We start from the raw sequence: 26,246 nt of genomic DNA on the forward strand, positions 1-26,246 counted from the left end.
GGAACGCCCGCTTATGCTCAGCCCCCTGCTACGCCGTTATACATGGAACAGCGCCTGGCTCTATAACCTACGGATCTTTATTGCGCTCAGCGGCACCGCTGCGCTGCCGTGGTGGCTGGGCGAGGTAAAGCTGACCATCCCGCTCACCCTCGGGGTGGTTGCCGCCGCACTGGCGGATCTGGACGACCGGTTAAGTGGGCGGCTACGCAATCTGCTGATCACCCTGATCAGCTTTTTTATCGCCTCGGCCTCCGTCGAGCTGTTATTTGACTGGCCGTGGCTGTTTGCTTTTGGTCTGACGCTATCCACCAGCGGATTTATTCTGCTCGGCGGCCTTGGCCAGCGCTATGCCACCATCGCTTTTGGCGCCCTGCTGATCGCGATCTACACCATGCTCGGGGTCTCGCTCTACGATCACTGGTATCAGCAACCGCTGCTGCTGATTGCCGGTGCGGTCTGGTACAACCTGCTGACGCTGGCCGGGCATTTACTGTTTCCTATCCGCCCGCTGCAGGACAATCTTGCCCGCTGCTTTGAGCAGCTTGCCGCCTATCTTGAGATTAAATCACACCTGTATGACCCGGATATCGAAAGCGACCGCGATGCACCGGTTGTCGAGCTGGCGCTGGCTAACAGCAAGCTGGTTACCACCCTTAATCAGACCAAAGCCTCGTTACTGACACGGCTGCGAGGCGATCGGGGCCAACGCGGTACCCGGCGCACGCTGCACTATTATTTCGTCGCCCAGGATATTCACGAGCGTGCCAGCTCGTCGCACATCCAGTACCAGGCCCTGCGTGAAAAATTTCGCTACAGCGACGTCATGTTCCGCTTCCAGCGCCTGCTTTCCATGCAGTCCCAGGCGTGCGCACAGTTATCACGCTCTATTTTACTGCGAACGCCCTATCAGCATAACCCACGCTTCGAACGCGTATTCAGCCACCTGGATGCCGCGCTCGACCGCATCCGCGCCAGCGGAACCTCTCCCGCAGAGATGAAAGCGGTGGGCTATCTGATAAGCAACCTCAAGGCTATCGACGCGCAACTGGCAACCATTGAATCGGAACAGGCACTGGCCGCGCCGCGCGTCGAATCTGAGCATCAGCTCGCCGACGACGGCCTGAACGGCTTCAGCGATGTCTGGCTGCGCCTGAGCCGTAATTTCACCCCGGAATCAGCGCTGTTCCGCCACGCGGTGCGCATGTCCATCGTATTGTGCGTCGGCTATGCCTTTATTCAGCTTACCGGCCTTGAGCATGGCTACTGGATATTGCTGACCAGCCTGTTTGTCTGCCAGCCCAACTACAACGCCACGCGGCACAGGCTGCGGCTGCGCGTGCTCGGGACGCTGATTGGTGTCGCCATCGGCATTCCGGTGCTGTACTTCGTTCCCTCGCTTGAAGGACAGCTTATTTTGATCGTTATTACCGGCGTGCTGTTTTTTGCCTTCCGTAACGTGCAGTACGCCCACGCCACGATGTTCATCACGCTGCTGGTACTGTTGTGCTTCAACCTGCTGGGCGAAGGCTTTGTGGTAGCGATGCCGCGCATCTTTGATACGCTGGTGGGCTGTGCTATTGCCTGGGCGGCGGTCAGTTTTATCTGGCCAGACTGGCAGTTCCGCCGCCTGCCGCAGGTGATTAGCCAGGCGCTTAATGCTAACTGCCGTTACCTGGATGCCATTCTGGAGCAGTATCACCAGGGGCGTGATAACCGCCTGCAATACCGTATCGCCCGCCGCGATGCTCATAACCGCGATGCGGAGCTGGCCTCGGTAGTGTCGAACATGGCTACAGAACCGCAGGCCAGCGCCACGCTACGTGAAACCGCGTTTCGCCTGTTATGCCTGAATCATACCTTCACCAGCTATATTTCTGCGCTCGGTGCGCACCGTGAAAAACTGACCAATACGGCGATCCTGCAACTGCTGGACGATGCCGTATGCTACGTCGATGATGCGCTGCATCACGCGCCTGCAGACAAACAGCGCGTGCAGACAGCACTTGCTGACCTGGCGCAGCGCATCAACCACCTTGAACCACGCGCAGACAGTAAAGAGCCGCTGGTTCTTCAGCAGATTGGCTTACTGATTTCGCTCCTGCCGGAACTCAGCTCCCTGCAACAGCAGATCGATCACTCGCCGGCATGAGTCTGGTCACCGCGCGTGACACGGTGATACCACTCATGCAGGGCGTTACGTGTGTCAGATGGCAGCGCGGCGGAGTGAAGCCCTGCCACCGCGCCCGCCAGCGCCATCAGCGCCCGCAGTCCGGCATGTTTGTTGATTTGACGAATACGCAGCCAGGCTTCCTGAGGGCCACAGGCCTGAAGGGTTTGGGCGTCGCGAATCTCAGCCGCGCACAGCTGCGCCTCAAGCTGAAAAGTAATATTTGGCAGATCCTTCAGCCGCTTTATCGATTCGCGTTTGAACTTTTCCCGGCGGGCATCCTGTAAGGCGCGCGTTGAAAGCTGCAATAGCGTTGCCGGTTCCTGCCACAGCTGCTCCTCCACCAGAAAATAATTGAGTGAGATGCGTCTGCCCCGCTTGGGCAAGCACAGCAATTTTGGCTTTGTACCCACATGGTATTCGGCGCAAGCTTCGCAGGCCCGCAGATAGAGCTCGCCTTCACAGACCATCGCGAACACAGTGTTGTCGATGGCCAGACTGTAGCCCCCAAACAGCGCCCGACAGTCAATCTTGCCCAGCGACTTGAGGTATTCCCGAGATTTATTGATTCTGTCATAAGATAAAGATTTCATGATAATTTCCTTATTAATCATCATATAAGACTCTTTTCATGTAATTAGTAGAGCCTTTAACAGGAAAATATTTAACTTAGGGGATAACAGCAACCGGAATTTAATCTGTTCCGAAAGTAGCGATGAATTTTGCGAGCCGCTTCCGAAATTTTTGATTGATCTTTATGCGAAGCAGCGGTACTGTATATGCATACAGTAACCCACAGGCGGGATTCATTATGTACGTATCTGGTTATGAAACACACCCTGACTACAAACAACCTCTTTCGCAGGATCGTCACGCTTCCGGCGAGACGGTAAAAGGTATGATCAGTGAAGTGGTTTACCGTGAAGACCAGCCGTGGGTAACGCAGATGGTGCTGCTGCCGCTGCTGCAACAGCTTGGTAAGCAATCGCGCTGGCAGCTGTGGTTAACGCCGCAGCAAAAGCTGAGCCGTTCATGGGTGCAAACCGCTGGCCTGCCGTTAACTAAAGTGATGCAGGTGAGTCAGATGGCTCCGGAATTTACGGTAGAGACGATGGCGCGCGCGCTACGTACCGGTAACTACAGCGTCGTGATTGGCTGGCTGCCTCATGAACTCACCCGCGATGAGCAAAAAACACTCACTGAAGCGGCAGAAATGGGTAATGCGGTAGGCTTTGTGATGCGTCCATTACAGAGCACATCGTACAGCCACGGACCACTTTCTGGCCTAAAGATTCATTCGAGTTTGTATCATTAAGTAAATTTAAGAGAATTCCCACGTAATATTTTTGTCACGGCCAGGCCATTAACAATTAAGCAATAGTTCCCTTCCTGCTTAGGTTTGCTGGGGTTTTCATCAAAATGCGTTGTCCAAAAAAAAGGCATAAATGTTAAAAAATATGTTTGCAATCTGTTTTTTTTCATATGCCTGACGGGGTTCACACTTGTAAGTTTCCAACTACGTTGTAGACTTTACATCGCCAGGGTTGCTCATCATAAACCGAACTTATCGGTAGAGTTACAAATGAGCCAATAACCCCGGTGTAAGGATTTAACCGTGAGCTCTTTTAAGGCGTTCATGGCCATTTTGGATGATAACGAGGCGCAAAAAATGAAAAAGACAGCTATCGCGATTGCAGTGGCACTGGCTGGCTTCGCTACCGTAGCGCAAGCCGCTCCGAAAGATAACACCTGGTACACTGGTGCTAAGCTGGGTTGGTCCCAGTACCACGACACCGGTTTCGACGGTAACGGCTACGACAATGGTATCGGTAGTGGTCCGACCCACGAAAACCAGCTGGGCGCAGGTGCCTTCGCAGGTTATCAGGTTAACCCGTATGTTGGTTTCGAAATCGGCTACGACTGGCTGGGACGCATGGAGTATAAAGGTCAGCCAGAAAACGGCGCGCTGAAAGCTCAGGGCATCCAGCTGACTACCAAACTTAGCTACCCGGTTACTGACGAGCTGGACGTTTACACCCGTCTCGGTGGTATGGTATGGCGTGCAGACGCTACCGCTGTTAACGCGGAAGGCGTTCGTCTGAAAGACCACGACACCGGCGTATCCCCGCTGGCTGCTGGTGGTGTTGAGTGGGCAGTTACCCGCGACATCGCTACCCGTCTGGAATACCAGTGGACCAACAACATCGGTGACCGTAACACCGTTGGTACCCGTCCGGACAACGGCATGCTGAGCGTTGGCGTTTCCTACCGTTTCGGTCAGGAAGAAGCTCCGGCTCCAGTTGTAGCTCCGGCTCCGGCTCCGGCTCCGGAAGTACAGACCAAGCACTTCACTCTGAAGTCTGACGTTCTGTTCAACTTCAACAAAGCAACCCTGAAACCGGAAGGTCAGCAGGCGCTGGATCAGATGTACACCCAGCTGAGCAACCTGGATCCGAAAGACGGTTCCGTAGTGGTTCTGGGCTTCACTGACCGCATCGGTTCTGACTCCTACAACCAGGGTCTGTCTGAGAAACGTGCTCAGTCCGTAGTTGACTACCTCGTTTCTAAAGGTATCCCGTCTAACAAGATCTCTGCACGTGGCATGGGTGAATCCAACCCGGTTACTGGCAACACCTGTGACAACGTGAAAGCGCGTGCTGCGCTGATCGATTGCCTGGCGCCGGACCGTCGCGTAGAAATCGAAGTTAAAGGCATCAAAGACGTTGTAACTCAGCCGCAGGCTTAAGTTACCCGCTCTTAAAAAAACCCCGCTTCGGCGGGGTTTTTTATTTCAGGCGTCGGTAAAAACGTTAAGGCTTCTCTTTACCCAACATCGCCTTTAGATCCTGCTTGAGCGTGGACATCTGCGACGCGTATTTCTCTTTGCGCTCCGCGTCCTCAATCAGCTGGACGATGGTTTCTGACAACGTCACGCCGCGTCGCTGCGCCAGATCGGCGAGCCGCTGCCAGACCATAAATTCAAGGTCGATGGATTTTTTGCGGGTGTGCTGATGTTCAGCATTGAAATGACGTTTGCGGCGCGCACGAATGGTCTGCTTCATCCGGTTCGCGAGTTGCGGATTCATGTGCTTATCAATCCATCCCAGCACTTTTACCGGCTCGTTCTCCATGCTGAGTAACAGATCAACTGCCTCTTTCGCCGCGCTGGATTCAATATAGCGAGTAATAAGCTCACCTTCCCGGTGCTTTTTCACCAGATATTTCCATTTCCAGCCGCTCTCGAGATTTTCTAGTTGTTGATATTTCATCGTAATCTCAGTGTGACCGCGTAACTCATTTCAGAATATCAGTTTTTTAGCATTTCGCTGAGCATAAATCGTCTGGATGTGAAACCGCGTAAGAATCTTAGCGTCGGGTGGCGCTTTAGCGGTGTGCTGCCTCGCCGGTTACGGTATAATCCCGCTTTTGAAATCTGACTGAAAAAACATCGACTTTGACCATTACCCGATTAGACTGGCAGGCGCTCAAGCCGGACACCGACAGCTTTGCTGAAGTGTTGACCACGCCGACAACGCATGATGATGACGTTGATTTCACCGCTATCCAGCCGCGTTTATGCTATGGACTTGAACAGTTCAATCAGCCCCGGGCGTCCTCATCATGGATGCTGGTTAAAGCGCTGGAAGCCTCTGAATACCTTCACCTGGTGGCGCAGTTAGCCGAACAGTATGCCTCCCCGAATACGGCGGCTGCTGGCGGACGCTATGTTATTAATGGCCATCAGGTTACCCTTCACACCGCACTATCTCCTGCAGATGATTTCGCCGCTAAAGGCGACGTGGTGGTTGCTGACTGGATCGAAAGCGAGCAGCTGTTTGGCTGTGTGCGTCAGTTTGGGGCCGAGCTGAGCCTGCAACCAGGCCTGATCCATCGCGCTAACGGCGGCACACTGGTGCTTTCCCTGCGTGCTGTACTGGCGCAGCCGCTGCTGTGGTTGCGTCTCAAGCAGATGGTGATCCAGCGTCGTTTCGACTGGCTGCCCATCGATGAAAGTCGCCCGCTGCCGGTCGCGGTCCCTTCCCTCCCGTTGGATCTGAAAGTCATTCTGGTTGGCGACCGCGAATCGCTGGCTGATTTCCAGGAAACAGAACCAATGCTCGCCGAGCAGGCCATCTACAGCGAATATGAAGATACGCTGCAGATTGCTGAAGAGAGCGACATGGCGCTCTGGGCTGGCTGGGTGTGCGCTACCGCGCGGCTGCATCAGCTGCCGTTGCCCGGCGATGATAGCTGGCCGGTGCTGATCCACGAAGCCGTGCGCTATACCGGCGACCAGCAAACGCTACCGCTCTGTCCGCTCTGGCTGACGCGCCAGCTGCGCGATGTCGTTGCATTCAGCGGCAGTGAACCTTTCACCGCCTCGCATCTTACAGAGATGCTGACTGCCCGGGCATGGCGCGAAGGCTTCCTTGCCGAGCGCATGCAGGACGAAATCCTGCTCGATCAGATCCTGATTGAAACCGAAGGCGAACGTGTTGGTCAGATAAACGCCCTGTCGGTGGTGGAATTCCCTGGTCATCCGCGCGCCTTCGGCGAACCCTCGCGCATCAGTTGTGTGGTGCACATCGGCGACGGCGAGTTTAACGATATCGAACGCAAAGCCGAACTGGGCGGCAACATCCACGCCAAAGGCATGATGATCATGCAGGCGTTTCTGATGACCGAGCTGCAGCTCGACCAGCAGATCCCGTTCTCCGCGTCGTTGACCTTCGAGCAGTCCTACAGCGAAGTGGATGGTGACAGCGCATCAATGGCTGAACTCTGCGCCCTCATCAGCGCACTGGCGGAAGTTCCGGTTAAACAGAGCGTGGCGATCACCGGTTCGGTGGACCAGTTTGGCCGCGCTCAGCCGGTCGGCGGTCTGAATGAAAAAATCGAAGGGTTTTTCACCATCTGTGAAGCCCGCGGTCTTACCGGCGAGCAGGGCGTGATTATTCCTGCTGCAAACGTGCGTCATCTCAGCCTGAGCCAGAGCGTACTCGACGCGGTAAAAGAGGAAAAATTCTCTGTCTGGGCCATAGAAGATGTGCGCGATGCGCTACCTTTACTGACAACCCTGCCGTGGGATAGCGAAGGGCAAACTACCCTTCTGCAAGCCATTCAGGAGCGAATTAATCAGGCTACGCAGCAGGACGCGCGTGTGCGTCCCTGGCCGTTACGCTGGCTAAACTGGTTCAACCACAACTGATCGGACTTGTTCAGCGTACACGTGTTAGCTAACCTGCGTCCTTCACTAAAATAAGGCATACTTTAAACATGGTAGATAAACGCGAATCCTATACAAAAGAAGATCTTCTTGCCTCTGGCCGTGGTGAGCTGTTCGGTGCTGAAGGCCCGCAGTTGCCAGCTCCCAGCATGCTGATGATGGACCGCGTGGTCAAAATGACCGAAGACGGCGGTAACTTCGATAAAGGCTATGTTGAAGCCGAGCTCGATATCAATCCGGATTTGTGGTTCTTTGGTTGCCACTTTATTGGCGATCCGGTGATGCCGGGTTGTCTTGGTCTTGACGCCATGTGGCAGCTGGTTGGTTTTTACCTCGGCTGGCTGGGCGGCGAAGGCAAAGGCCGTGCCCTGGGCGTTGGTGAAGTGAAATTCACCGGTCAGGTTCTGCCGACCGCGAAAAAAGTTACCTACCGTATTCACTTCAAGCGTGTGGTAAACCGCCGCCTGATCATGGGCGTTGCCGATGGCGAAGTGCTGGTAGATGGCAACCTGATCTATACCGCTAACGATCTGAAAGTCGGCCTGTTCAAAGATACTTCAGCGTTCTGATCCCGCGTTAGTGACAGGTCTCATAAAGGCGAAACCTCCGCAGTGCGGAGGTTTCTTTTTAAAGAGACTGAGTCAGGCGATTAAAGCCCTGTCCTCCATGGCTTCTCGCCAGCCTCCCATCCAGTAAGATCTTTGGTTCAGAGTCTGATACGGACACATCTCTTTTGACCGTCCGGTGATCCCGGCCTGATATCCACGATGATGAGCCCGTTCCAGGCGATCTCTTTTTTGTCTCTTCATGCCTCGTTTCCCTCATGCGTTAGTCTGGTGGAAAAGAAAACAGTGATTACAAAATGCGCAATCACGCTTAAGCAATACGCGGAAAAGAGGTGATGGTCAATGCGCAAAATTCACGCCAATGTCATAAATGTGAAGTATGCACGGGACAAATTTTGCTGAAATATGCATGGCACAGGCTAACTGCCGGAGATAAAAAGAAAAGCCGCAACCAGAAGGCTGCGGCTTTTTTTCTATAGCATTTTTTTATGGCAGACGCGTCAGCTCGCGGGCAATCGACTGCGCTTCCTGTTGCCAGGCGGCAGCCAGCTGTTTCACCATGGCGTCGTAGCCATCTTCCTGCTGAGTCAGCTCAACGTGGAACGGGCGTTTGGTCAGCGTGCCGCGATGATTAAGCAGCCACTCCCCACTGACGATCACATGCCCGTCGTAGCGCCCGTGGAAGCCGGTGACGTTAACGTTCAGCGTATCCTGGGTCGCGCCGAGCGGCTGGGAGGAGACGACCCAGCCCGGCAGGGCGCTACTCAGATTAGCAACCAGCGTATTGCGCAGCTGCTGATCCAGCGGGCTGGCCCACAGGTTGCTGTTGGCGATAACGTACTGCACGTCGGTGGTCTGATACACCACGCCGTTACCGGCGAGATAGTCCGGCACCGAGACCTGCTCAACCCACAGCAGGCGGTTGTCCTGAGCAGTCTGGTTTGCCGCGTAGCTCTGCGTTGCCGACGGCAGCTGGTAGTACGTCTTATCCTCTTCGCTGCTGCTACAGGCGCTCAGCAGCATAGCGGCCACTACGGGAAGCCATTTCTTCATTGTTTCGCCCTCTTCGGCTGCGGATCCTTTTTATCCTTCGCTTCAAACACCAGCGCGTTGCTCTTCTCGTTGAGCGTACGCAGCACCGGCTGCAGTTCGCGCAGCACCTGATCGAGACGCTGCATATCCGCCACCATCTTGTTATAGGCGGCCGAGCCTGGCTGGAAGCCCTGCATGCTGCGGTTCAGCTCCCGGAGCGTGGACTGCATATCCTGCGGCAGCTGCTGCGCCGACTGGCTGGCGGTGATCTTGTTCAGATTATCCAGCGTCTGCTGCAGATGACGCATGGTGCGCTGGCTTTCAGACAGCGAATTGGTCGCCTGTTCAATCATCGGATTCAGCGGCAGGTTGTTGATCTTATCCAGGGTATCCATCAGGCGCTGCTGGATCTGCGCCAGCCCGCTACTTTCGGTCGGGATAACCTTATAGCCGTTGAAGGTGATGCGCTCATCCTTACTTTTGGCGTTTGGATAGAAGTCGAGATCGACATACAGCGCCCCGGTCACCAGGTTCCCGGTTTTCAGCGACGCGCGCAGACCCTGCTTAAGCAGATCCTGCAGATGCTTATCGACTTCCGGATTCTCCCCCAGCTGCTGCTTGAGGCGCTCCGGCTCAATGCGGATCAGCACCGGAATACGGTAGTCGCCGTGCAGCGCCTGGCGCAGGCCCGGCACAAAGAACGGCACCTGTCCTACGGTACCCAGACGGATGCCGCGGAACTCAACCGGCGCACCCGGCTGCAGGCCGCGAATCGAATCTTTGAAGAACAGCAGATAGTCAATGTGATCGGTATACAGCGACTCCTGAATGCTCTTCTGATCGTCGTAAAGACGGAATTCGCTCTTCTCTGCCACCGGCTGACCCAGCTCCATGCCGTCCGGCACGTCGAAGCTGACGCCGCCGGAGAACAGCGTGGTCAGCGACCCCATCTCTACGCGCATCCCGGCGGCGGTAAGATCCACCGCAATGCCGCTGTCTTTCCAGAAGCGCACGTTGCTGGTCACCAGCCGATCGTTCGGCGCGTTGATAAACAGCTGATAGCTCATGGCGCGTTTCTGGGGATCGAAGGTGCTGGTCTCTACCGAACCAACGCGATACCCGCGGAACAGCACCGGATCGCCGGGATTCAGCTGCCCTGCTTTGGCGCTGTCGAGCACCACGCGGATACCTTTCGCATCCGGCGGTGCCAGCGGCGGCGAATCCAGCAGCTTATACTGTTCCGGCTGGCTGCCCTTGCTGCCCGGCTGCAGCTCGATATAGGCACCCGACAGCAGCGTGTTCAGCCCGGACACCCCTTCGCGGCCAATCTGCGGTTTTACCACCCAGAACACCGAGTCGCCGTGCAGCAGTTTTTCCATACCCGCATGCAGCCGCGCTTTAATTTCAACATGATGCAGATCGTCGCTCAGCACCGCGCTCTCTACCACGCCAACATCAACGCTCCGGCTCTTGATGGTGGTTTTCCCGCCTTCAATGCCTTCGGCGTTGGTGGTAATGAGCGTGACTTCCGGCCCCTGATTACTGTAGTGATAGAAGAGGATCCAGGCACCAATAAGCGCCGTGACGATGGGGAAGATCCATACCGGTGACCAGTTTCTCACCTTCTGCACCTTCGCGTCCCCGCTGTTATTTTCCATGCTTTGTAGGCTCCTCATGGCCTGGGTCTGCTGCACGATCCCATGACAAACGCGGATCAAATGTCATCGCTGCAAACATTGTCAAAATTACTACCAGTGCAAACATCACCGCGCCAATGGCCGGATAGATATTCATCAGTCCGCCGATGCGTACCAGCGCAGAGAGCACGGCAATTACAAATACATCAATCATTGACCAGCGGCCAACGAACTCCACCACTTCATAAATCAGATGCATACGTTCGCTGTCGCGCTTGCCGTGGCCCCTGGCATCCCAGCATAGCCAGGCGATGGCGATCATTTTCAGCGTTGGCACCATAATGCTGGCGATAAAAATCACCAGCGCCACCGGATACGAGCCGTCGCTCCACAGCAGCACAACCCCGGCAATAATGGTCGAGGGCATGTCGTCCCCCAGCAGGCTGGTGATCATGATCGGCAGCATATTGGCCGGGAAGTAGAGCATGATGGAGGTGACCAACAGCGCCATGGTCCACTGAATGCTGTTCTTACGTCGCACCCGGCCCTTCACGCCGCAGCGCGGGCAGATTTTTTGTTCCGCGGGCAGAATGGCCGTACAGCAGGCGCAGGAGCGTAGCCCCTGGCGGATGCCCGGCACGCCAACGCGCAGCGGCCGCTCGACCACCGGCATCGGTTCGATGTCATCCCACAGCCAGCGCCGATCCACGCACTGCATCGCCCGCAGCTGGGCAAAGCAGAACAGACACCAGGGCACAAAACTGCTGCCTACGCCGATATCGCCGTAGGCCATCAGCTTAACGAAGCTCACCAGCACGCCGGCGAGAAAAATCTCCGCCATGCCCCAGCTTTTCAGGCTAAACAGTGAACGGGCAAGGAAGTGGCTGACGCTGCGCGGCAGCGAGGCGCGGTTGACCAGCAGCAGGATTGAGATAAGACAGAAAACCGGCACCCCCTGTACAAACAGCATGAAGAAGGTACCGAGGCTGGCGTAATCCTCAGAGAACATGACGCCGGGGATCTCCAGCAGCGTCACTTCGCTGACGATACCGCCCACTTTCATATTCACAAAAGGAAACAGGTTCGACAGCAGCAGCATGAACAGCGCCACCAGCGCCCAGGCGGTAGGACGCTGACGCGGCGCTTCCCAGCGCGTAGTCAGCGTGGTGCCGCAGCGCGGGCAGTTGGCTTTATGCCCGTGCGGCAGCGACGGCAGGGTCACCATCATGTCGCATTGTGGGCACAAAATATGCTTTGCGGCGTGGTGGTGTTCACACATGCCCGTTCTCCCTAATTAGCTACCGTTCTTGAGTGACTCAAGCTCTTCCCAGCGCGCGAACGCGGCTTCCAGTTCCGCTTCGGTGGCTGCGAGTTTGTCCAGCATGGCCTGAGTGACATCATGCGACTGGCTGAAAAATGACGGGTCGCTGACCTGCGACTGCAACGTGTCCAGCTCGGCCTCCAGCGTTTCAAGACGCTGCGGCAGCTGGTCCAGTTCGCGCTGCATGTTATAGCTTAGTTTGTTGCTGCTGCGTTTTACAGTTTGTGGTTTGCTGACCGCGTCATCTTCCGATTTTTTTGCGACAGGCTGGCTCTGGCGATGCGCCTGAGAAGCCGCCTGCTGACCGCGCGCGTCGTGATAGCCGCCCACGTACTGGCCGATATGCCCTTCGCCTTCGAAAATCCAGCACTCCGTCACGGTATTATCAACGAACTCACGATCGTGGCTCACCAGCAGGACCGTGCCCTGATAACCGTCGATCAGCTCTTCGAGCAGTTCCAGGGTTTCGACGTCAAGGTCGTTGGTCGGTTCATCGAGGATCAGCAGGTTGCTGGGCTTGAGGAACAGACGCGCCAGCAGCAGGCGGTTACGCTCACCGCCCGACAGCGCACGCACCGGCGTCATAGCGCGTTTCGGGTGGAACAGGAAGTCCTGCAGATAGCCGAGTACGTGACGCGGTTTACCGTTGACCATCACCTCCTGCTTGCCTTCCGCGAGGTTGTCCATCACGGTGCGATCCGGGTCCAGCTCGGCGCGGTGCTGGTCAAAGTAGGCCACTTCCAGTTTAGTTCCGACGTGCACGCGTCCGCTGTCAGCCTTAAGCTGACCGAGCATCAGTTTCAGCAGCGTGGTTTTACCGCAGCCGTTCGGGCCAACCAGCGCAATTTTATCGCTGCGCTGCACCTGAGCAGAGAGATCTTTCACCAGCTGTTTGCCGGCCATCGCGTAATCGACGTTCTCCATCTCAAACACGATTTTTCCGGAGCGGGAGGCTTCTTCCACCTGCATCTTCGCACTGCCCATCACTTCACGGCGCTCGCCGCGCTCGCGACGCATCGCCTTCAGCGCGCGCACGCGCCCTTCATTACGGGTGCGACGTGCCTTGATGCCCTGGCGGATCCACACCTCTTCCTGCGCCAGCTTGCGGTCGAACTCGGCATTCTGCAGCTCTTCAACGCGCAGCGCTTCTTCTTTAGCCAGCAGGTATTTATCGTAGTCGCCCGGATAAGAAACCAGCTTACCGCGGTCGAGATCGACGATGCGGGTCGCCATGTTGCGGATAAACGAACGGTCGTGCGAGATAAAGATAATGGTGCCCGGGAAGGTTTTCAGGAAACCCTCCAGCCAGTCGATGGTTTCGATATCGAGGTGGTTGGTGGGTTCGTCGAGCAGCAGCACCTTCGGGTTGCTCACCAGCGCGCGGCCCAGCGCCGCTTTACGCAGCCAGCCGCCGGAGAGCGAGGCCAGCGCGGTATCGGCATCGAGACCGAGCTGAAGCAGCACTTCGTTGATACGGCTTTCCAGCTGCCACAGGTTGTGGTGATCCAGCTGCTCCTGCACTTTCGCCAGCTCGTTGAGATTGCGCTCGCTCGGGTCGGTCATTACCGTGTGGGAGAGTTCGTGGTAACGCTTGAGATAGACCGCCTGCTCTTCGATGCCTTCGGCAACGAAATCATAGACGCTGCCCGCCACGTTACGCGGTGGGTCCTGCTGCAGACGCGCCACCACCAGATCCTGCTCGTACACGATGCGGCCATCGTCCAGACCCTGTTCGCGGTTGATGATTTTCATCAGCGTCGATTTACCGGCGCCGTTGCGCCCTACCAGACAGACGCGTTCGCTGTTTTCGATGTGCAGTTCAGCGTTATCCAGAAGCGGCGAGTCGCTGAATGAGAGCCAGGCGCCGTGCATACTAATTAAAGACATTCTTATTCCTTCCCGGCATGGGTAACGAGCCAGCAGTTATGGATCTGGCGATTGCGGGCAAAATCGGGTGACAGGGTTTTCTGGGTGATCTCCTGAGCGCTAAGGCCCAGCGCCGCCATACCTTCATGATCGAGTTTGAAGCCGCGCTTGTTGTTGGAGAACATAATGGTGCCGCCGCGTTTCAGCAGACGTTTCAGATCGCGCATCAGCGTCAGGTGATCGCGCTGCACGTCGAACGAGTCTTCCATACGCTTGGAGTTAGAGAAGGTCGGCGGATCGATAAAGATCAGATCGAACTGCTCGGTGGACTCACGCAGCCAGCCGAGGCAGTCGGCCTGGATCAGGCGGTGCGCGCGGCCGCTCAGGCCGTTAAGACGCAGGTTGCGCTCGGCCCACTCCAGGTAGGTGCGCGACATATCCACGGTCGTGGTGCTGTTGGCCCCGCCCAGCCCGGCGTGCACGCTGGCGCTGCCGGTGTAGGAGAAGAGGTTGAGGAAATCTTTCCCTTTGCTCATCTCGCCGAGCATGCGGCGCGCGATGCGATGGTCAAGGAACAGGCCGGTATCGAGATAATCAGTGAGGTTGACCCACAGGCGCGCGTCATATTCACGCACTTCCATAAACTCGCCCTTCTCGCCCATCTTCTGATACTGGCTGCTGCCTTTCTGGCGCTCGCGGGTTTTCAGTACCAGCTTATTGGTCGGCAGGTTCAGCACTGACAGGGTGGCGGCAATGATATCGAACAGGCGCTGACGCGCTTTTGCCGGATCGACGGTTTTCGGCGGAGCATACTCCTGAACAACCACCCAGTCGGCGTAGCGATCCACCGCCACGTTATATTCCGGCAGATCGGCGTCGTACAGGCGGTAGCACTCAATGCCCTCCTGACGCGCCCACTTGTCGAGCTTCTTAATATTTTTGCGCAGGCGTTTGGCGTAGTCTTCCGCCAGCTGGCCCGGCACCGCGCCGCTGGTGTTTTCCGCCAGCTGATAGTTTTTCTGTACGCAGTCGAGCGGGCCGTTTTTCGCTTTGAACTGGCGGTCGGCGCGCAGCTGCAGACAGCTCAGCAGTTCCGGTGAGGCGCTGAACAGCGACAGGTTCCAGCCGCCAAACTGGCTTTTCATAATGCGGCCAAGAATGCTGTGCAGCGCGATCAGCGCCGGTTCGCTCTCCAGACGCTCGCCGTAAGGCGGGTTGCTGATGACGGTGCCATGCGGGCCTTCCGGCTGCGGGTTGCGCAGGTTTGCCACATCGCTCACCGCGAAGGTAATCACGTCACCCAGGCCGGCGCGTCGGGCGTTAGTGCGCGCGCGCTCGATGACGCGGGCATCATTATCTGAACCGTAGAAGCGGCCCTGATAGCCGCTCAGACCGCGGCGAGCGCGCAGCTGGGCTTCCGTTTTCACGCTCTTCCACAGGGTTTCATCGTGCTGTGCCCAGCCGTTAAAGCCCCAGTGGGTGCGGTGCAGGCCCGGCGCGCGATCGGTGGCGAGCATTGCCGCTTCAATCAGCAGCGTACCGGAGCCACACATCGGATCGAGCAGCGGCGTACCCGCTTCCCAGCCAGAGCGCATTACGATGGCGGCGGCGAGGTTCTCTTTGATCGGTGCCTGGCCGGTACGATCGCGGTAGCCACGCTGATGCAGACCTTCACCGCTGAGATCGATGGCGATGCTGGCGGTATCTTTGTTCAGCCAGACGTTAATGCGCAGATCCGGCATCTCGCGATCGACGTTCGGACGCGGCAGGTTTTTACGGGTAAAGGCGTCAACGATGGCGTCCTTGACCTTCAGCGCGCCGTACTGGCTGTTGCGGATGGTGTCGTTCAGGCCGCTGAAGTGCACCGCGAAGGTGGCATCCGGGGCAAAGAGTTCGGTCCAGTTAATGGCCTGCACGCCGAGGTAGAGGTCAAGATCGCTGTAGACCTTGCATTCGCTCAGCGGCATTAAGATTCGTGACGCAAGCCGGCTCCACATCAGGCTCTGGTAGAGCAGGTGCGCATCACCTTCAAAATGCACACCCCCCTGAACTACCTGGCACTGGCTGGCGCCCAGGGTTTCAAGTTCAGTTTTTAGCAGCTCTTCCAGGCCACGGGCAGTACTGGCAAACAGAGAAATCATATCGTCACTTACTTAGATAAAGAAAATTGTTGCGCATTATAGCTAATCCGCAACGCATGTCATAAAGTTGCCCCGCTTATTTCATTCTGCACGGAGGCCGCAGTGCTCACTCTGACTCGTCTTTATGTCCATCCTGTTAAATCCATGCGCGGAATTCAGCAATCTCACGCCCTGGCGACGGAGAGCGGCTTCGCGTTCGATCGAATTTTTATGGTGACGGAAACCGATGGCACCTTTATTACCGCCCGTCAGCATCCGCAGATGGTGCTGTTCACCCCGGCACCGCTGCACGATGGTCTGCACCTCACAGCCCCGGATGGCAGCAGCGCCATCGTGCGCTTTGCCGACTTTGATGCCAGCGGCGCGCCCACCGAGGTGTGGGGCAACCATTTCACCGCGCTGATTGCCCCTGAGGCCATTAACCGCTGGCTGAGCGGCTTCTTTGGTCGCGACGTCCAGCTGCGCTGGGTCGGGCCGGAACTGACGCGCCGGGTCAAGAACCATGCGGCGGTGCCGCTCTCCTTCGCCGACGGCTATCCCTATCTGCTGACCAGCGAGGCCTCGCTGCGTGATTTACAAAACCGCTGCCCCGCGGGCGTACGCATGGATCAGTTCCGCCCGAATCTGGTGGTGTCCGGGGCCAGCGCCTGGGACGAAGATACCTGGCAGACGGTGCGTATCGGCGAGGTGACTTTTGACGTGGTGAAACCGTGCAGCCGCTGTATCTTCACCACCGTCAGTCCCGAGAAGGGCCGCAAGCACCCGTCCGGCGAGCCGCTGGCCACGCTGCAGCGTTTTCGTACCGCTCAGGATAACGGCGACGTCGATTTCGGGCTTAACCTGATCGCCCGGGCAAGCGGCGTTATCCGCAGCGGCGATAGCGTGGAGGTGCTGGCGCGTAAACCGGCGCGTCTCTACGGGGCCGGCCCGGAAAGTGAAGCCATGGAGGTGGAAGCGCAGCCGGAAAGCGCGCTTGAAATCGCCTGGCAGAGCCAGACCTTCCGCGGTAATAATCAGCAGGTGCTGCTGGAGCAGCTGGAGCAACAGGGCATTCGCATCCCCTACTCCTGCCGCGCGGGCATCTGCGGTAGCTGTCGCGTGCGATTAGTTGAAGGGGAAGTGACGCCGCTCAAGCAGAGCGCCATCAGAGATGACGGCACCATTCTGACCTGCAGCTGTATTCCGGCGGGAAATATTCGTTTAGACGCCTAGTACGTCAGACGGCCTGGTCGAGCGCCACGCGCTCGACGTCAGCTAACGGGCGCAGGCGGTCGTTCATGATTTTAATCGCGTCGCCAAGCTGCATGTTGCGCCCGGCCAGCGTCAGTTCCGGCTGGGCAACCAGACAGAGCGTGGCGTTATCGCCCGCTTCCACCACCAGCAAATTCACCTGTTCGAGATTATCGCTCAACCATACCGCGGCACCGTCAGCGCAGGCGGGCTGCCAGTAGCCGTCATGAGAGGTAAAGTGCCAGCTTTTCGGCATCTGCGGTTTCAGGAAGCGAATCGCCACCAGCGCATTCAGCACCAGTTCCGCGCGCTGGGCGTGGCTTAGTGCCATCTCGCGGCAGCGCTCATCGAACGCATAGTAAAGCGCCGCGTCGTCCACGCAAAAACCTGATGGATTGAAGGCATCCGGCGTGAGCATTTTTCGGGCGAAGCGCGAGCGAAACACCATACCATTGGCCAGATCGAGCATCATACGATCGTGCTCTTCATCAAAATACCAGCGCCAATTATCGTCCGGTTTTATTCGCATTACATTCTCTCCGCCACCCAATCGCCGACTAATTATCGTCCCTGTCGCCGTTTCGTTTACTGCCAAAATAAGAAAAGCGCAATATGTTCAAATTTGCAACATCAGCGGAATATAAAACAACCAGATATAAAAATAAAGCACTCAGCAGCCTGAGTGATAATTCAGGCAGCAAATCGTTATTTTTGCACCAATAACGAAGCGGTAAATTTACAAACCGGTAAATAAATGTAACGGAAAGCGGATAAAAAGCAGGCGGGAGAAAATTTACGTTAAGGATATAAACGGCCCGCACGGGCCGAATATCATTGCTGGAGGCGGGCAAATATCAGAGGTAGGTGACGATCTCTTTTACCAGCGGCGGCCCTTTATAAATGAAGCCGGAATAGATCTGCACCAGACTCGCGCCGGCGGCCATTTTCTCCCGCGCGGCCATCACCGAGTCAATTCCCCCTACGCCAATAATGGGTAAGCGGCCGGCTAATTCGCCAGCGAGCCGGCGAATAATCTCGGTGCTTTTTAGCTGCAGCGGACGCCCGCTCAGCCCACCGGTTTCACTGGCATAATTCATCCCTTCCACCAGTGAGCGATCGAGGGTGGTATTGGTGGCAATAACGCCTTCAATATTATGTCGGACGAGGCTATCTGCCACCTGGATCAATTCTTCTTCGCTTAGATCCGGGGCGATCTTCACCGCGACGGGCACATATTTATGATGCTTTTCTGCCAGCGCCTGCTGTTTATTTTTAATGGCCATCAGCAGATCGTCCAGCGCGTCACCATATTGCAGGGTGCGTAACCCCGGCGTGTTAGGCGACGATATATTGATGGCAATATAACCGGCATAGGCATAGACCTTATCCATACAGAGCAGATAGTCATCCTTGCCCTGCTCCACCGGCGTATCTTTATTCTTGCCGATATTGATCCCCAGCACCCCGTCGAAATGGGCTTTTTTAACGTTCTCAACCAGGTTGTCGACGCCGAGGTTATTGAAGCCCATGCGGTTGATCAGCCCTTCAGCCGCCACCAGCCGGAAAATGCGCGGCTTGTCGTTACCCGGCTGCGGACGCGGCGTCACGGTACCGATCTCAATCGATCCAAACCCCATCGCAGCAAACGCGTCGATGCACTCGCCGTTTTTATCGAGGCCTGCTGCAAGGCCAAGCGGATTTTTAAAATTCAGCCCCATGCAGGTCACCGGCTTAGCGGGAACCTTCTGGCGCACCAGAAACTCCAGCGGGGTGCCGGTAACACGACGAAGCTGCGAAAACGTCATTTCATGCGCGCGCTCGGGGTCGAGCTGGAAAAGGGCTTTACGAACGAAGGGGTAGTACATGAACTCTCCTGGATTCCCGGTGTGCAAACCGGGGCGGTATTATCAGCGATCTCACGCCCGAAGGGAATTGACTCAGGGCAAAAAACGCCCCCACAAAGCAAACGTTTTCCTCCCCGACCACCACTTATTCAAAATCCGGCATAAAAACGCCAGATAAATCATTTAGTGGAACCCCGCGCCTCTGCCAGGATAACTCAAATTGTTATCAATGTGTTTCATATGCGAACTTTTGGTTATAAGGAGCCGCCATGCGCGTTATTACACTGGCGGGGAGCCCGCGCTTCCCCTCCCGCTCCAGCGCCCTGCTGGAATATGCCCGGGATAAGCTCAGCGCCCGCGATATTGAGGTGTGCCACTGGCATCTGCAAAATTTCGCGCCGGAGGATCTGCTTCATGCCCGCTTCGACAGTCCGGCCCTGCTCGCGCTTATTGAGCAGCTCGAGGACGCCGACGGACTTATCGTCGCGACGCCCATCTATAAAGCGTCCTTTTCCGGAGCGCTAAAAACCCTGCTCGATCTGCTCCCTGAACGCGCCCTGCAAAATAAAGTGGTGCTGCCGCTGGCTACCGGCGGCACGGTCGCCCATCTGCTGGCGGTGGATTACGCCCTGAAACCGGTCCTCAATGCGCTGAAAGCGCAGGAGATCCTGCATGGGGTCTACGCCGATGACAGCCAGATCGCCGATTACCAGCACAAGCCGGCGTTTACGCCGTCTCTCCAGCTGCGCCTCGATAACGCGCTGGAAACCTTCTGGCAGGCGCTGCACCGCCCGCAAGCTGTTATTCCGTCCCTGACAACGCAAGGAGCCGTCCATGTTTAGTTCCCTTTCACGCCGGGCTGTCGGGCTGGCGCTTGGTGCCCTTTTGGGCGTTAGTACCCTAAGCCAGGCCGCTGAATCGGCGGCCCCCGAGGCGCTGCGCATCGGCTACCAGAAAGGCAGCGTCAGCATGGTGCTGGCGAAAAGCCATAAATTCCTCGAACAGCGCTACCCCAACACCCGCATCACCTGGGTCGAGTTCCCGGCCGGGCCGCAGATGCTGGAAGCGCTGAACGTCGGCAGCATTGATGTCGGCAGCACCGGGGATATTCCGCCGATCTTTGCCCAGGCGGCAGGCGCGGACCTGGTGTATATCGGCTCCGAACCGGCGAAACCGAAAGCCGAAGTGATTCTGGTGCCGGAGAACAGCGCGCTGAAAAATGTCGCCGATCTGAAAGGCAAAAAGGTTGCGTTCCAGAAAGGCTCCAGCTCCCACAACCTGGTGCTGCGCGCCCTTCAGCAGGCCGGGCTGACCTTTAAGGATATTCAGCCGATTTATCTGTCGCCGGCCGATGCCCGCGCCGCCTTCCAGCAGGGCAACGTCGATGCCTGGGCCATCTGGGACCCGTACTACTCCGCAGCTCTGCTGCACGGCGGCGTGCGGGTGCTGAAGGACGGTGAAGGACTTAAGCAGACCGGCTCCTTCTATTTAGCCGCGCGCCCTTACGCTGAGGCCAACGGCGATTTACTGCTCGGGGTACTGAAAACCTTCAGCGATGCCGATGCCCTGACCCTTTCACAGCGTCAGCAGAGCATCACGTTGCTGGCGACCAGCATGGGGCTGCCGGAAAAGGTGATCGCCACCTATCTCGATCATCGACCGCCGACATCGATTACCCCGGTAAATGAAGAAACCACCGCGCGTCAGCAGCAAACCGCCGATCTGTTCTACGAGAACCGCCTGGTGCCGAAGCAGCTCGACATCCGCGACCGCATCTGGCACCCCACCCTCACGAAAGGAGCGAAATCATGAGTCTGAATCTGTTCTGGTTTTTACCGACCCACGGCGACGGCCACTATCTGGGCAGCGATGAGGGCGCACGCCCGGTGGATCACAGTTACCTGCAGCAGATTGCGCAGACCGCGGATCGCTTTGGTTTTACCGGCGTGCTGATCCCGACCGGGCGCTCCTGCGAGGATGCCTGGCTGGTGGCCGCTTCTCTGATCCCGGTGACACAGCGACTGAAGTTCCTTGTAGCCCTTCGACCCAGCGTGATTTCCCCCACCGTGGCGGCGCGCCAGGCGGCGACGCTGGATCGCCTCTCGAATGGCCGCGCGCTGTTCAACCTGGTCACCGGCAGCGATCCGCAGGAGCTGGCTGCCGACGGCGTGTTCCTCGACCATACCGAGCGCTACGAGGCGTCGGCGGAATTTACCCGCGTCTGGCGTCGCCTGCTGGAAGGCGAGACGGTGGACTTTGACGGCAAGCATATTCAGGTGCGCGGCGCGAAGCTGCTGTTCCCGCCGGTGCAGCAGCCGCGGCCGCCGCTCTACTTTGGCGGATCGTCGGACGTGGCGCAGGATCTGGCCGCTGAGCAGGTCGATCTGTACCTCACCTGGGGCGAGCCGCCGGCGCTGGTGAAAGAAAAAATCGCCCAGGTGCGGGCCAAAGCCGCCGCCCACGGGCGCAAGGTCCGCTTCGGTATTCGCCTGCACGTTATCGTGCGTGAAACCACCGAAGAGGCGTGGCAGGCCGCGGATCGGCTTATCTCGCATCTTGATGACGACACCATCGCCAAAGCGCAGGCGGCGTTCGCCCGCCAGGACTCGGTCGGTCAGCAGCGTATGGCGGCCCTGCATAACGGCAGCCGTGAAGGGCTGGAGATTGCGCCGAACCTGTGGGCCGGGGTCGGCCTGGTGCGCGGCGGTGCGGGCACGGCGCTGGTGGGCGACGGCCCCACCGTGGCGGCACGCATCAATGAGTATGCCGATCTCGGCATCGACAGCTTTATCCTTTCCGGTTATCCGCATCTGGAAGAGGCTTGGCGCGTCGGCGAACTGCTGTTCCCGCATCTGGATGTCGCTATCCCGGACGTGCCGCAGTCACAGCCGTTGAAGGCGCAGGGCGAAGCGGTGGCAAACGAGTTTATTCCGCGCAACGTGGCGCAGAGTTAAGGAGGCGCTATGTCACTTACCGCACGCCGGCTGCTGCAGCGCCTTGCGCCCTGGCTGCTTCCGCTGACGATTATTGTCGTCTGGCAGGTCGCTTCTCAGACCGGCTGGCTGTCGACGCGCATCCTGCCCTCTCCGGAGGGCGTGGTGAAAGCGTTCTGGAGCCTGTCGGCCAGCGGCGAGCTGTGGCAGCACCTGACCATCAGTTCCTGGCGGGCGCTGATCGGCTTCTCGATTGGCGGCTCGCTCGGCCTGCTGCTGGGGCTTATCAGCGGCCTGTCGCGCTGGGGTGAGCGCCTGCTTGATACCTCGATTCAGATGCTGCGTAACGTGCCGCATCTGGCGCTGATCCCGCTGGTGATCCTCTGGTTCGGCATCGATGAGAGCGCGAAGATCTTTCTCGTGGCGCTGGGTACGCTGTTCCCGGTCTATATCAACACCTGGCACGGCATCCGCAATATCGATCGCGGCCTGCTGGAGATGGCGCGCAGCTATGGCCTGTCGGGTTTCAGCCTGTTTGTGCACGTCATCCTGCCCGGCGCGCTGCCGTCGATCATGGTCGGGGTGCGCTTCGCGCTGGGGCTGATGTGGCTGACGCTGATCGTCGCCGAAACCATCTCTGCCAACTCAGGCATTGGCTATCTGGCGATGAACGCCCGTGAATTTCTGCAAACCGATGTGGTGGTGGTCGCCATCATACTTTACGCCCTGCTCGGCAAGCTGGCGGACGTCAGCGCCCAGCTGCTGGAGCGTATCTGGCTGCGCTGGCACCCGGCGTGGCAGAAGAAGGAGGAAGCCGCATGAATACAGCACGACTCACCCCTGGCACGCCGCTGCTGGTCAGCGGGGTCTCCAGACGCTACGGCAGTAAAACCGTGCTTGATTACCTTAACCTGCACATTCCCGCCGGACAGTTCGTGGCGGTGGTGGGCCGCAGCGGCTGCGGGAAAAGCACCCTGCTGCGCCTGCTGGCGGGGCTGGAAAATCCCAATCACGGCGAGCTGCTGGCGGGCAATACGCCCCTGCGCCAGACCCAGGACGATACCCGCCTGATGTTTCAGGATGCGCGCCTGCTGCCGTGGAAGAAAGTGATCGACAACGTGGGCCTCGGACTGAAAGGCAACTGGCGCCAGGACGCGCTCAACGCGCTGGCGGCAGTGGGGCTGGAAAACCGCGCCGCCGAGTGGCCTGCTGCGCTATCCGGCGGGCAGAAGCAGCGCGTGGCGCTGGCTCGCGCGCTGATCCATCGCCCGCGTCTGCTGCTGCTGGACGAACCGCTTGGCGCACTGGATGCGCTGACGCGCCTGGAGATGCAGGCGCTGATCGAATCCCTGTGGCTGGAGCACGGCTTTACCGTGCTGCTGGTCACGCACGATGTGAGCGAGGCGGTCGCGCTGGCGGATCGGGTGCTGCTGATAGAGGATGGACGGATCGGCCTGGATCTGACGGTGGACATCGCGCGCCCGCGTCGTCATGGCTCGGTGCGCCTGGCGGAGCTGGAGGCGGAAGTGCTGGATCGGGTGATGCGCAAGGCGCCGCAACCGGTGCGGGAAGTCAAAGCGGGATAAAAAAAAGCGGGTGCGCAATGCACCCGCCTATGAACCACCGGTGCCGGATTACGCCAGCGCTTTACTGATTTTCTCGTACAGATCCCCGGACAGGTTTGGCAGCGCTTTCAGCTGCTCCAGCGCGTTACGCATCAGCGCCTGACGTTTTTCGTCGTAGCGCTTGAGGCGGATCAGCGGCTCAATCAGACGCGAGGCCACCTGCGGGTTGCGGCTGTTAAGCTCGCTCAGCATCTCCACCATAAACTGGTAGCCGCTGCCGTCTTCCGCATGGAACGCCGCCGGGTTGCTGCTGGCGAAAGCGCCGATCAGCGCGCGTACGCGGTTCGGGTTGCCAAAGGTGAACGAGCGGTGGTTGAGCAGCCCACGCACGGTGTTCAGCACGTCCGTCGCCGGGCTGGTGGCCTGCAGTACAAACCACTTATCCATCACCAGACCATCCTGATGCCACTGCTCGTCGTACTCGGCGAGCAGCGCTTCACGGCACGGCAGCTGCGCCGCTACGGCGGCAGAGAGCGCGGCCATCGCATCGGTCATGTTGTCCGCGTCCTGATACTGGGTGGTGACCAGTTTGTCAGCCAGCTGCGCGTCGCCGAAGGCCAGATAACGCAGGCAGGTGTTGCGCAGCGCGCGTTGCCCGATGTCGGCGTGATCGACGCGGTACTCGTCCAGCTTAGTGGCGTTGTAAACCGCCAGGCACTCATCCGCCAGCTCTTTCGCCAGTGTACGGGTCAGGGCTTCACGCACGGCGGCAATAGCCACCGGATCGATGATCTGGAACAGCTCCGCCATTTCATTAGCTGACGGCAGGGTCAGGATCTCGGCTTTCAGCGCCGGGCTGAGCTGATCATCCAGCAGGATCGCGCGGAACGCATCGGCCACGTGCAGCGGCAGAGAGAGCGGCAGCCCCTGCTGATGACGGGCAACGTTGAGCTTGATGTAGGTGGTCAGCAGGCTCTGCGCTGCATCCCAGCGGGAGAAGTCGTTGCGGGCATGACGCATCAGGAAGGTCAGCTGCTGGTCGCTCCATTTATACTCCAGCTTCACCGGGGCGGAAAACTCGCGCAGCAGCGACGGCACCGGCTGGAAGTAGACGTTGTCGAAGACGAAAGTCTGCTCCGCCTGGGTCAGGTTCAGCACGTTGTGCACCGGATGACCGCCCTTTTGCAGCGGGATCACCTTGCCTTCGTTGTCATACAGTTCGATATCGAACGGGATGTGCAGCGGCAGCTTCTCAGCCTGGTCGGCGGTGGGCGGCGTGTGCTGGCTGATGGTCAGGGTGTACTGTTCGGTTTCCGGGTTGTAGTCGTCGCGCACGCTGACGACAGGCGTACCGGACTGGCTGTACCAGCGGCGGAAATGCGAGAGATCGACGTTGGAGGCATCTTCCATCGCCTGCACGAAGTCGTCACAGGTGGCTGCGCTGCCGTCGTGACGTTCGAAATAGAGCTGGATCCCCTTCTGGAAATTCGCTTCCCCAAGCAGAGTGTGCAGCATACGAATCACTTCCGACCCTTTCTCATACACCGTCAGGGTATAGAAGTTATTCATTTCGATAACCATATCCGGGCGGATCGGGTGCGCCATCGGGCTGGCATCTTCGGCGAACTGCATACCGCGCATGGTGCGCACGTTGTTGATGCGGTTCACGGCGCGGGAGCCGAGGTCGGAGCTGAACTCCTGATCGCGGAACACCGTCAGCCCCTCTTTCAGGCTGAGCTGGAACCAGTCGCGGCAGGTGACGCGGTTGCCGGTCCAGTTATGGAAATATTCGTGGCCGATGACGCGTTCGATATCGAGGTAGTCTTTATCGGTGGCGGTCTGGGCGCGAGCCAGCACGAATTTGGAGTTAAAGACGTTCAGCCCTTTGTTCTCCATCGCGCCCATATTAAAGAAGTCGACGGCGACGATCATATAGATGTCGAGATCGTATTCGAGGCCGAAACGGTCTTCGTCCCACTTCATGGAATTTTTCAGCGAGGTCATCGCCCAGGAGGCGCGATCGAGATTGCCGCGATCGACATACAGCTCCAGTGCCACGTCGCGCCCGGAGCGGGTGACGAAGTTGTCGCGCAGCACGTCGAAATCGCCCGCGACCAGCGCAAACAGGTAGCAGGGTTTCGGGAACGGGTCTTCCCACTGCACCCAGTGTTGGCCGTTGTCCAGCTCGCCCTGGGCGATGCGGTTACCGTTTGCCAGCAGGTACGGGTAGCGGGTTTTATCCGCAATCAGTTTCGTGGTGAAGCGGGCCAGCACGTCCGGGCGGTCGAGATACCAGGTGATGTGGCGGAAGCCTTCTGCTTCGCACTGGGTGCAGAGCGCATCCCCGGACTGGTACAGCCCTTCCAGCGCGGTGTTGGTTGCCGGGCTGATGTCGTTAACGATGCGTAACGTGAAGCGCTCGGGCAGGTTTTCCAGCACCAGCGCGCCTTCATCAAGGCGGTAATCCTGCCAGGGGGCGTCATTCACCTCCAGTGAGACGAGGGTAAGATCTTCCCCATCAAGACGCAGCGGCGCATCAGCTGCGCCCTGGCGGGTAATCTGGCTGACGGCGGTAACCCGCGTACTGGCGGCATCGAGTTCAAAGGTCAAGTCAATATCGCTGATCTGGTAATCCGGCGCACGATAGTCGTGGCGGTATTTGGCTTGTGGCTGTTGTGTCATAGAAAACCTTTTTACATCATCCGTAAGATTGAACC

22 protein-coding genes are annotated in these 26,246 nt (G+C 58.1%); 11 read left to right on the plus strand and 11 right to left on the minus strand.

Annotated elements, in window-relative coordinates:
• Positions 1 to 13: 13 nt before the first annotated feature.
• Positions 14 to 2,149, plus strand: coding sequence for a YccS family putative transporter (gene yccS / locus ET34_RS0105440; RefSeq protein WP_031520136.1), 2,136 nt, complete (start codon positions 14 to 16; stop codon positions 2,147 to 2,149).
• Here yccS and ET34_RS0105445 read toward each other — a convergent pair.
• A complete protein-coding gene (locus ET34_RS0105445; RefSeq protein ID WP_406678801.1) occupies positions 2,134 to 2,784 on the minus strand; it encodes a TfoX/Sxy family DNA transformation protein in 651 nt (216 codons plus the stop codon). The two genes, yccS and ET34_RS0105445, sit on opposite strands and share 16 nt — an antisense overlap.
• Before the next feature lie 194 nt (positions 2,785 to 2,978).
• Here ET34_RS0105445 and sulA point away from each other — a divergent pair, with 194 nt between their 5' ends.
• Positions 2,979 to 3,482, plus strand: a complete 504-nt coding sequence (gene sulA, locus ET34_RS0105450) for an SOS-induced cell division inhibitor SulA (protein ID WP_031520140.1) — start codon at positions 2,979 to 2,981, stop codon at positions 3,480 to 3,482.
• 354 nt (positions 3,483 to 3,836) lie between these two features.
• Positions 3,837 to 4,913: a porin OmpA gene (ompA, locus tag ET34_RS0105455; protein WP_152548355.1), complete on the plus strand. Its 1,077-nt coding sequence runs from the start codon at positions 3,837 to 3,839 to the stop codon at positions 4,911 to 4,913.
• 64 nt (positions 4,914 to 4,977) lie between these two features.
• On the opposite strand, the gene matP is transcribed toward ompA, so the two are convergent.
• Positions 4,978 to 5,436: a macrodomain Ter protein MatP gene (matP, locus tag ET34_RS0105460; protein WP_031520143.1), complete on the minus strand. Its 459-nt coding sequence runs from the start codon at positions 5,434 to 5,436 to the stop codon at positions 4,978 to 4,980.
• Positions 5,437 to 5,621: 185 nt separating this feature from the next.
• Here matP and ET34_RS0105465 point away from each other — a divergent pair, with 185 nt between their 5' ends.
• On the plus strand, positions 5,622 to 7,376 hold the full coding sequence (locus ET34_RS0105465) for an AAA family ATPase (RefSeq protein WP_031520145.1): 1,755 nt from the start codon (positions 5,622 to 5,624) through the stop codon (positions 7,374 to 7,376).
• Between the two features lie 68 nt (positions 7,377 to 7,444).
• The gene (gene fabA / locus ET34_RS0105470; protein ID WP_031520146.1) at positions 7,445 to 7,963 is read left to right on the plus strand and encodes a bifunctional 3-hydroxydecanoyl-ACP dehydratase/trans-2-decenoyl-ACP isomerase; all 519 of its coding nucleotides are present in this window, start codon (positions 7,445 to 7,447) and stop codon (positions 7,961 to 7,963) included.
• A 72-nt stretch (positions 7,964 to 8,035) separates the two neighbouring features.
• On the opposite strand, the gene rmf is transcribed toward fabA, so the two are convergent.
• The 6 genes from rmf to rlmKL form a co-directional block, all read right to left on the minus strand.
• Positions 8,036 to 8,203: a ribosome modulation factor gene (gene rmf, locus ET34_RS21595; protein ID WP_072001969.1), complete on the minus strand. Its 168-nt coding sequence runs from the start codon at positions 8,201 to 8,203 to the stop codon at positions 8,036 to 8,038.
• A gap of 243 nt (positions 8,204 to 8,446) precedes the next feature.
• Positions 8,447 to 9,013 carry a membrane integrity-associated transporter subunit PqiC gene (gene pqiC / locus ET34_RS0105475; protein ID WP_031520148.1) on the minus strand — a complete coding sequence of 189 codons (567 nt, stop codon included), beginning with the start codon at positions 9,011 to 9,013 and terminating at the stop codon, positions 8,447 to 8,449.
• Complete coding sequence (pqiB, locus tag ET34_RS0105480) at positions 9,010 to 10,650, minus strand: intermembrane transport protein PqiB (protein WP_031520149.1); 1,641 nt, start codon at positions 10,648 to 10,650, stop codon at positions 9,010 to 9,012. The genes pqiC and pqiB overlap by 4 nt, the downstream gene beginning before the upstream one ends.
• Positions 10,640 to 11,908 carry a membrane integrity-associated transporter subunit PqiA gene (gene pqiA, locus ET34_RS0105485; protein ID WP_031520151.1) on the minus strand — a complete coding sequence of 423 codons (1,269 nt, stop codon included), beginning with the start codon at positions 11,906 to 11,908 and terminating at the stop codon, positions 10,640 to 10,642. Before pqiA ends, pqiB begins: the two co-directional genes overlap by 11 nt.
• A 15-nt stretch (positions 11,909 to 11,923) precedes the next feature.
• Entirely contained in the window at positions 11,924 to 13,837 is a 1,914-nt protein-coding gene (locus ET34_RS0105490; protein ID WP_031520153.1) for an ABC transporter ATP-binding protein, read from the minus strand.
• Between the two features lie 2 nt (positions 13,838 to 13,839).
• On the minus strand, positions 13,840 to 15,957 hold the full coding sequence (gene rlmKL, locus ET34_RS0105495; RefSeq protein ID WP_031520154.1) for a bifunctional 23S rRNA (guanine(2069)-N(7))-methyltransferase RlmK/23S rRNA (guanine(2445)-N(2))-methyltransferase RlmL: 2,118 nt from the start codon (positions 15,955 to 15,957) through the stop codon (positions 13,840 to 13,842).
• 102 nt (positions 15,958 to 16,059) lie between these two features.
• Here rlmKL and ET34_RS0105500 point away from each other — a divergent pair, with 102 nt between their 5' ends.
• Complete coding sequence (locus ET34_RS0105500) at positions 16,060 to 17,169, plus strand: YcbX family protein (RefSeq protein ID WP_031520156.1); 1,110 nt, start codon at positions 16,060 to 16,062, stop codon at positions 17,167 to 17,169.
• Positions 17,170 to 17,173: 4 nt separating this feature from the next.
• Here the strand turns inward: ET34_RS0105500 and ET34_RS0105505 are convergent, their stop codons facing one another.
• Together ET34_RS0105505 and pyrD are read right to left on the minus strand one after the other, a co-directional pair.
• Positions 17,174 to 17,716, minus strand: coding sequence for a cell division protein ZapC (locus ET34_RS0105505; RefSeq protein WP_031520158.1), 543 nt, complete (start codon positions 17,714 to 17,716; stop codon positions 17,174 to 17,176).
• A gap of 325 nt (positions 17,717 to 18,041) precedes the next feature.
• The gene (gene pyrD, locus ET34_RS0105510; RefSeq protein WP_031520160.1) at positions 18,042 to 19,052 is read right to left on the minus strand and encodes a quinone-dependent dihydroorotate dehydrogenase; all 1,011 of its coding nucleotides are present in this window, start codon (positions 19,050 to 19,052) and stop codon (positions 18,042 to 18,044) included.
• 248 nt (positions 19,053 to 19,300) lie between these two features.
• Here pyrD and ssuE point away from each other — a divergent pair, with 248 nt between their 5' ends.
• Genes ssuE through ssuB form a run of 5 tightly spaced genes read left to right on the plus strand, consistent with a single transcriptional unit; the run spans position 19,301 to position 23,550 of the window.
• Complete coding sequence (gene ssuE / locus ET34_RS0105515; RefSeq protein ID WP_031520161.1) at positions 19,301 to 19,873, plus strand: NADPH-dependent FMN reductase; 573 nt, start codon at positions 19,301 to 19,303, stop codon at positions 19,871 to 19,873.
• A complete protein-coding gene (locus ET34_RS0105520; protein ID WP_031520163.1) occupies positions 19,866 to 20,843 on the plus strand; it encodes a sulfonate ABC transporter substrate-binding protein in 978 nt (325 codons plus the stop codon). The genes ssuE and ET34_RS0105520 overlap by 8 nt, the downstream gene beginning before the upstream one ends.
• Positions 20,840 to 21,985 (plus strand): FMNH2-dependent alkanesulfonate monooxygenase, encoded by a 1,146-nt coding sequence (gene ssuD / locus ET34_RS0105525; protein WP_031520165.1) that lies wholly within the window; start codon positions 20,840 to 20,842, stop codon positions 21,983 to 21,985. The genes ET34_RS0105520 and ssuD overlap by 4 nt, the downstream gene beginning before the upstream one ends.
• A 9-nt stretch (positions 21,986 to 21,994) precedes the next feature.
• Positions 21,995 to 22,786: an aliphatic sulfonate ABC transporter permease SsuC gene (ssuC, locus tag ET34_RS0105530; RefSeq protein ID WP_031520167.1), complete on the plus strand. Its 792-nt coding sequence runs from the start codon at positions 21,995 to 21,997 to the stop codon at positions 22,784 to 22,786.
• Positions 22,783 to 23,550, plus strand: coding sequence for an aliphatic sulfonates ABC transporter ATP-binding protein (ssuB, locus tag ET34_RS0105535; RefSeq protein WP_031520169.1), 768 nt, complete (start codon positions 22,783 to 22,785; stop codon positions 23,548 to 23,550). The genes ssuC and ssuB overlap by 4 nt, the downstream gene beginning before the upstream one ends.
• A gap of 48 nt (positions 23,551 to 23,598) precedes the next feature.
• Here the strand turns inward: ssuB and pepN are convergent, their stop codons facing one another.
• Positions 23,599 to 26,211, minus strand: a complete 2,613-nt coding sequence (pepN, locus tag ET34_RS0105540) for an aminopeptidase N (protein ID WP_031520171.1) — start codon at positions 26,209 to 26,211, stop codon at positions 23,599 to 23,601.
• Positions 26,212 to 26,246: the final 35 nt, after the last annotated feature.

Origin of the sequence: Siccibacter colletis (assembly GCF_000696575.1) — a bacterium.
Lineage (GTDB): Bacteria > Pseudomonadota > Gammaproteobacteria > Enterobacterales > Enterobacteriaceae > Siccibacter > Siccibacter colletis.

Excerpts from the sequence above, each read along its gene's own strand:
- matP (WP_031520143.1), bottom strand. The coding sequence starts at position 5,436 with ATGAAATATCAACAACTAGAAAATCTCGAGAGCGGCTGGAAATGGAAA.
- pepN (WP_031520171.1), bottom strand. The coding sequence starts at position 26,211 with ATGACACAACAGCCACAAGCCAAATACCGCCACGACTATCGTGCGCCG.
- ET34_RS0105490 (WP_031520153.1), bottom strand. The coding sequence starts at position 13,837 with ATGTCTTTAATTAGTATGCACGGCGCCTGGCTCTCATTCAGCGACTCG.
- rlmKL (WP_031520154.1), bottom strand. The coding sequence starts at position 15,957 with ATGATTTCTCTGTTTGCCAGTACTGCCCGTGGCCTGGAAGAGCTGCTA.
- ssuE (WP_031520161.1), top strand. The coding sequence starts at position 19,301 with ATGCGCGTTATTACACTGGCGGGGAGCCCGCGCTTCCCCTCCCGCTCC.
- sulA (WP_031520140.1), top strand. The coding sequence starts at position 2,979 with ATGTACGTATCTGGTTATGAAACACACCCTGACTACAAACAACCTCTT.
- fabA (WP_031520146.1), top strand. The coding sequence starts at position 7,445 with ATGGTAGATAAACGCGAATCCTATACAAAAGAAGATCTTCTTGCCTCT.
- pqiC (WP_031520148.1), bottom strand. The coding sequence starts at position 9,013 with ATGAAGAAATGGCTTCCCGTAGTGGCCGCTATGCTGCTGAGCGCCTGT.
- ET34_RS0105445 (WP_406678801.1), bottom strand. The coding sequence starts at position 2,784 with ATGATGATTAATAAGGAAATTATCATGAAATCTTTATCTTATGACAGA.
- ompA (WP_152548355.1), top strand. The coding sequence starts at position 3,837 with ATGAAAAAGACAGCTATCGCGATTGCAGTGGCACTGGCTGGCTTCGCT.
- pqiA (WP_031520151.1), bottom strand. The coding sequence starts at position 11,908 with ATGTGTGAACACCACCACGCCGCAAAGCATATTTTGTGCCCACAATGC.
- pyrD (WP_031520160.1), bottom strand. The coding sequence starts at position 19,052 with ATGTACTACCCCTTCGTTCGTAAAGCCCTTTTCCAGCTCGACCCCGAG.
- ET34_RS0105505 (WP_031520158.1), bottom strand. The coding sequence starts at position 17,716 with ATGCGAATAAAACCGGACGATAATTGGCGCTGGTATTTTGATGAAGAG.
- rmf (WP_072001969.1), bottom strand. The coding sequence starts at position 8,203 with ATGAAGAGACAAAAAAGAGATCGCCTGGAACGGGCTCATCATCGTGGA.
- pqiB (WP_031520149.1), bottom strand. The coding sequence starts at position 10,650 with ATGGAAAATAACAGCGGGGACGCGAAGGTGCAGAAGGTGAGAAACTGG.
- ssuB (WP_031520169.1), top strand. The coding sequence starts at position 22,783 with ATGAATACAGCACGACTCACCCCTGGCACGCCGCTGCTGGTCAGCGGG.
- yccS (WP_031520136.1), top strand. The coding sequence starts at position 14 with ATGCTCAGCCCCCTGCTACGCCGTTATACATGGAACAGCGCCTGGCTC.
- ssuD (WP_031520165.1), top strand. The coding sequence starts at position 20,840 with ATGAGTCTGAATCTGTTCTGGTTTTTACCGACCCACGGCGACGGCCAC.
- ssuC (WP_031520167.1), top strand. The coding sequence starts at position 21,995 with ATGTCACTTACCGCACGCCGGCTGCTGCAGCGCCTTGCGCCCTGGCTG.
- ET34_RS0105520 (WP_031520163.1), top strand. The coding sequence starts at position 19,866 with ATGTTTAGTTCCCTTTCACGCCGGGCTGTCGGGCTGGCGCTTGGTGCC.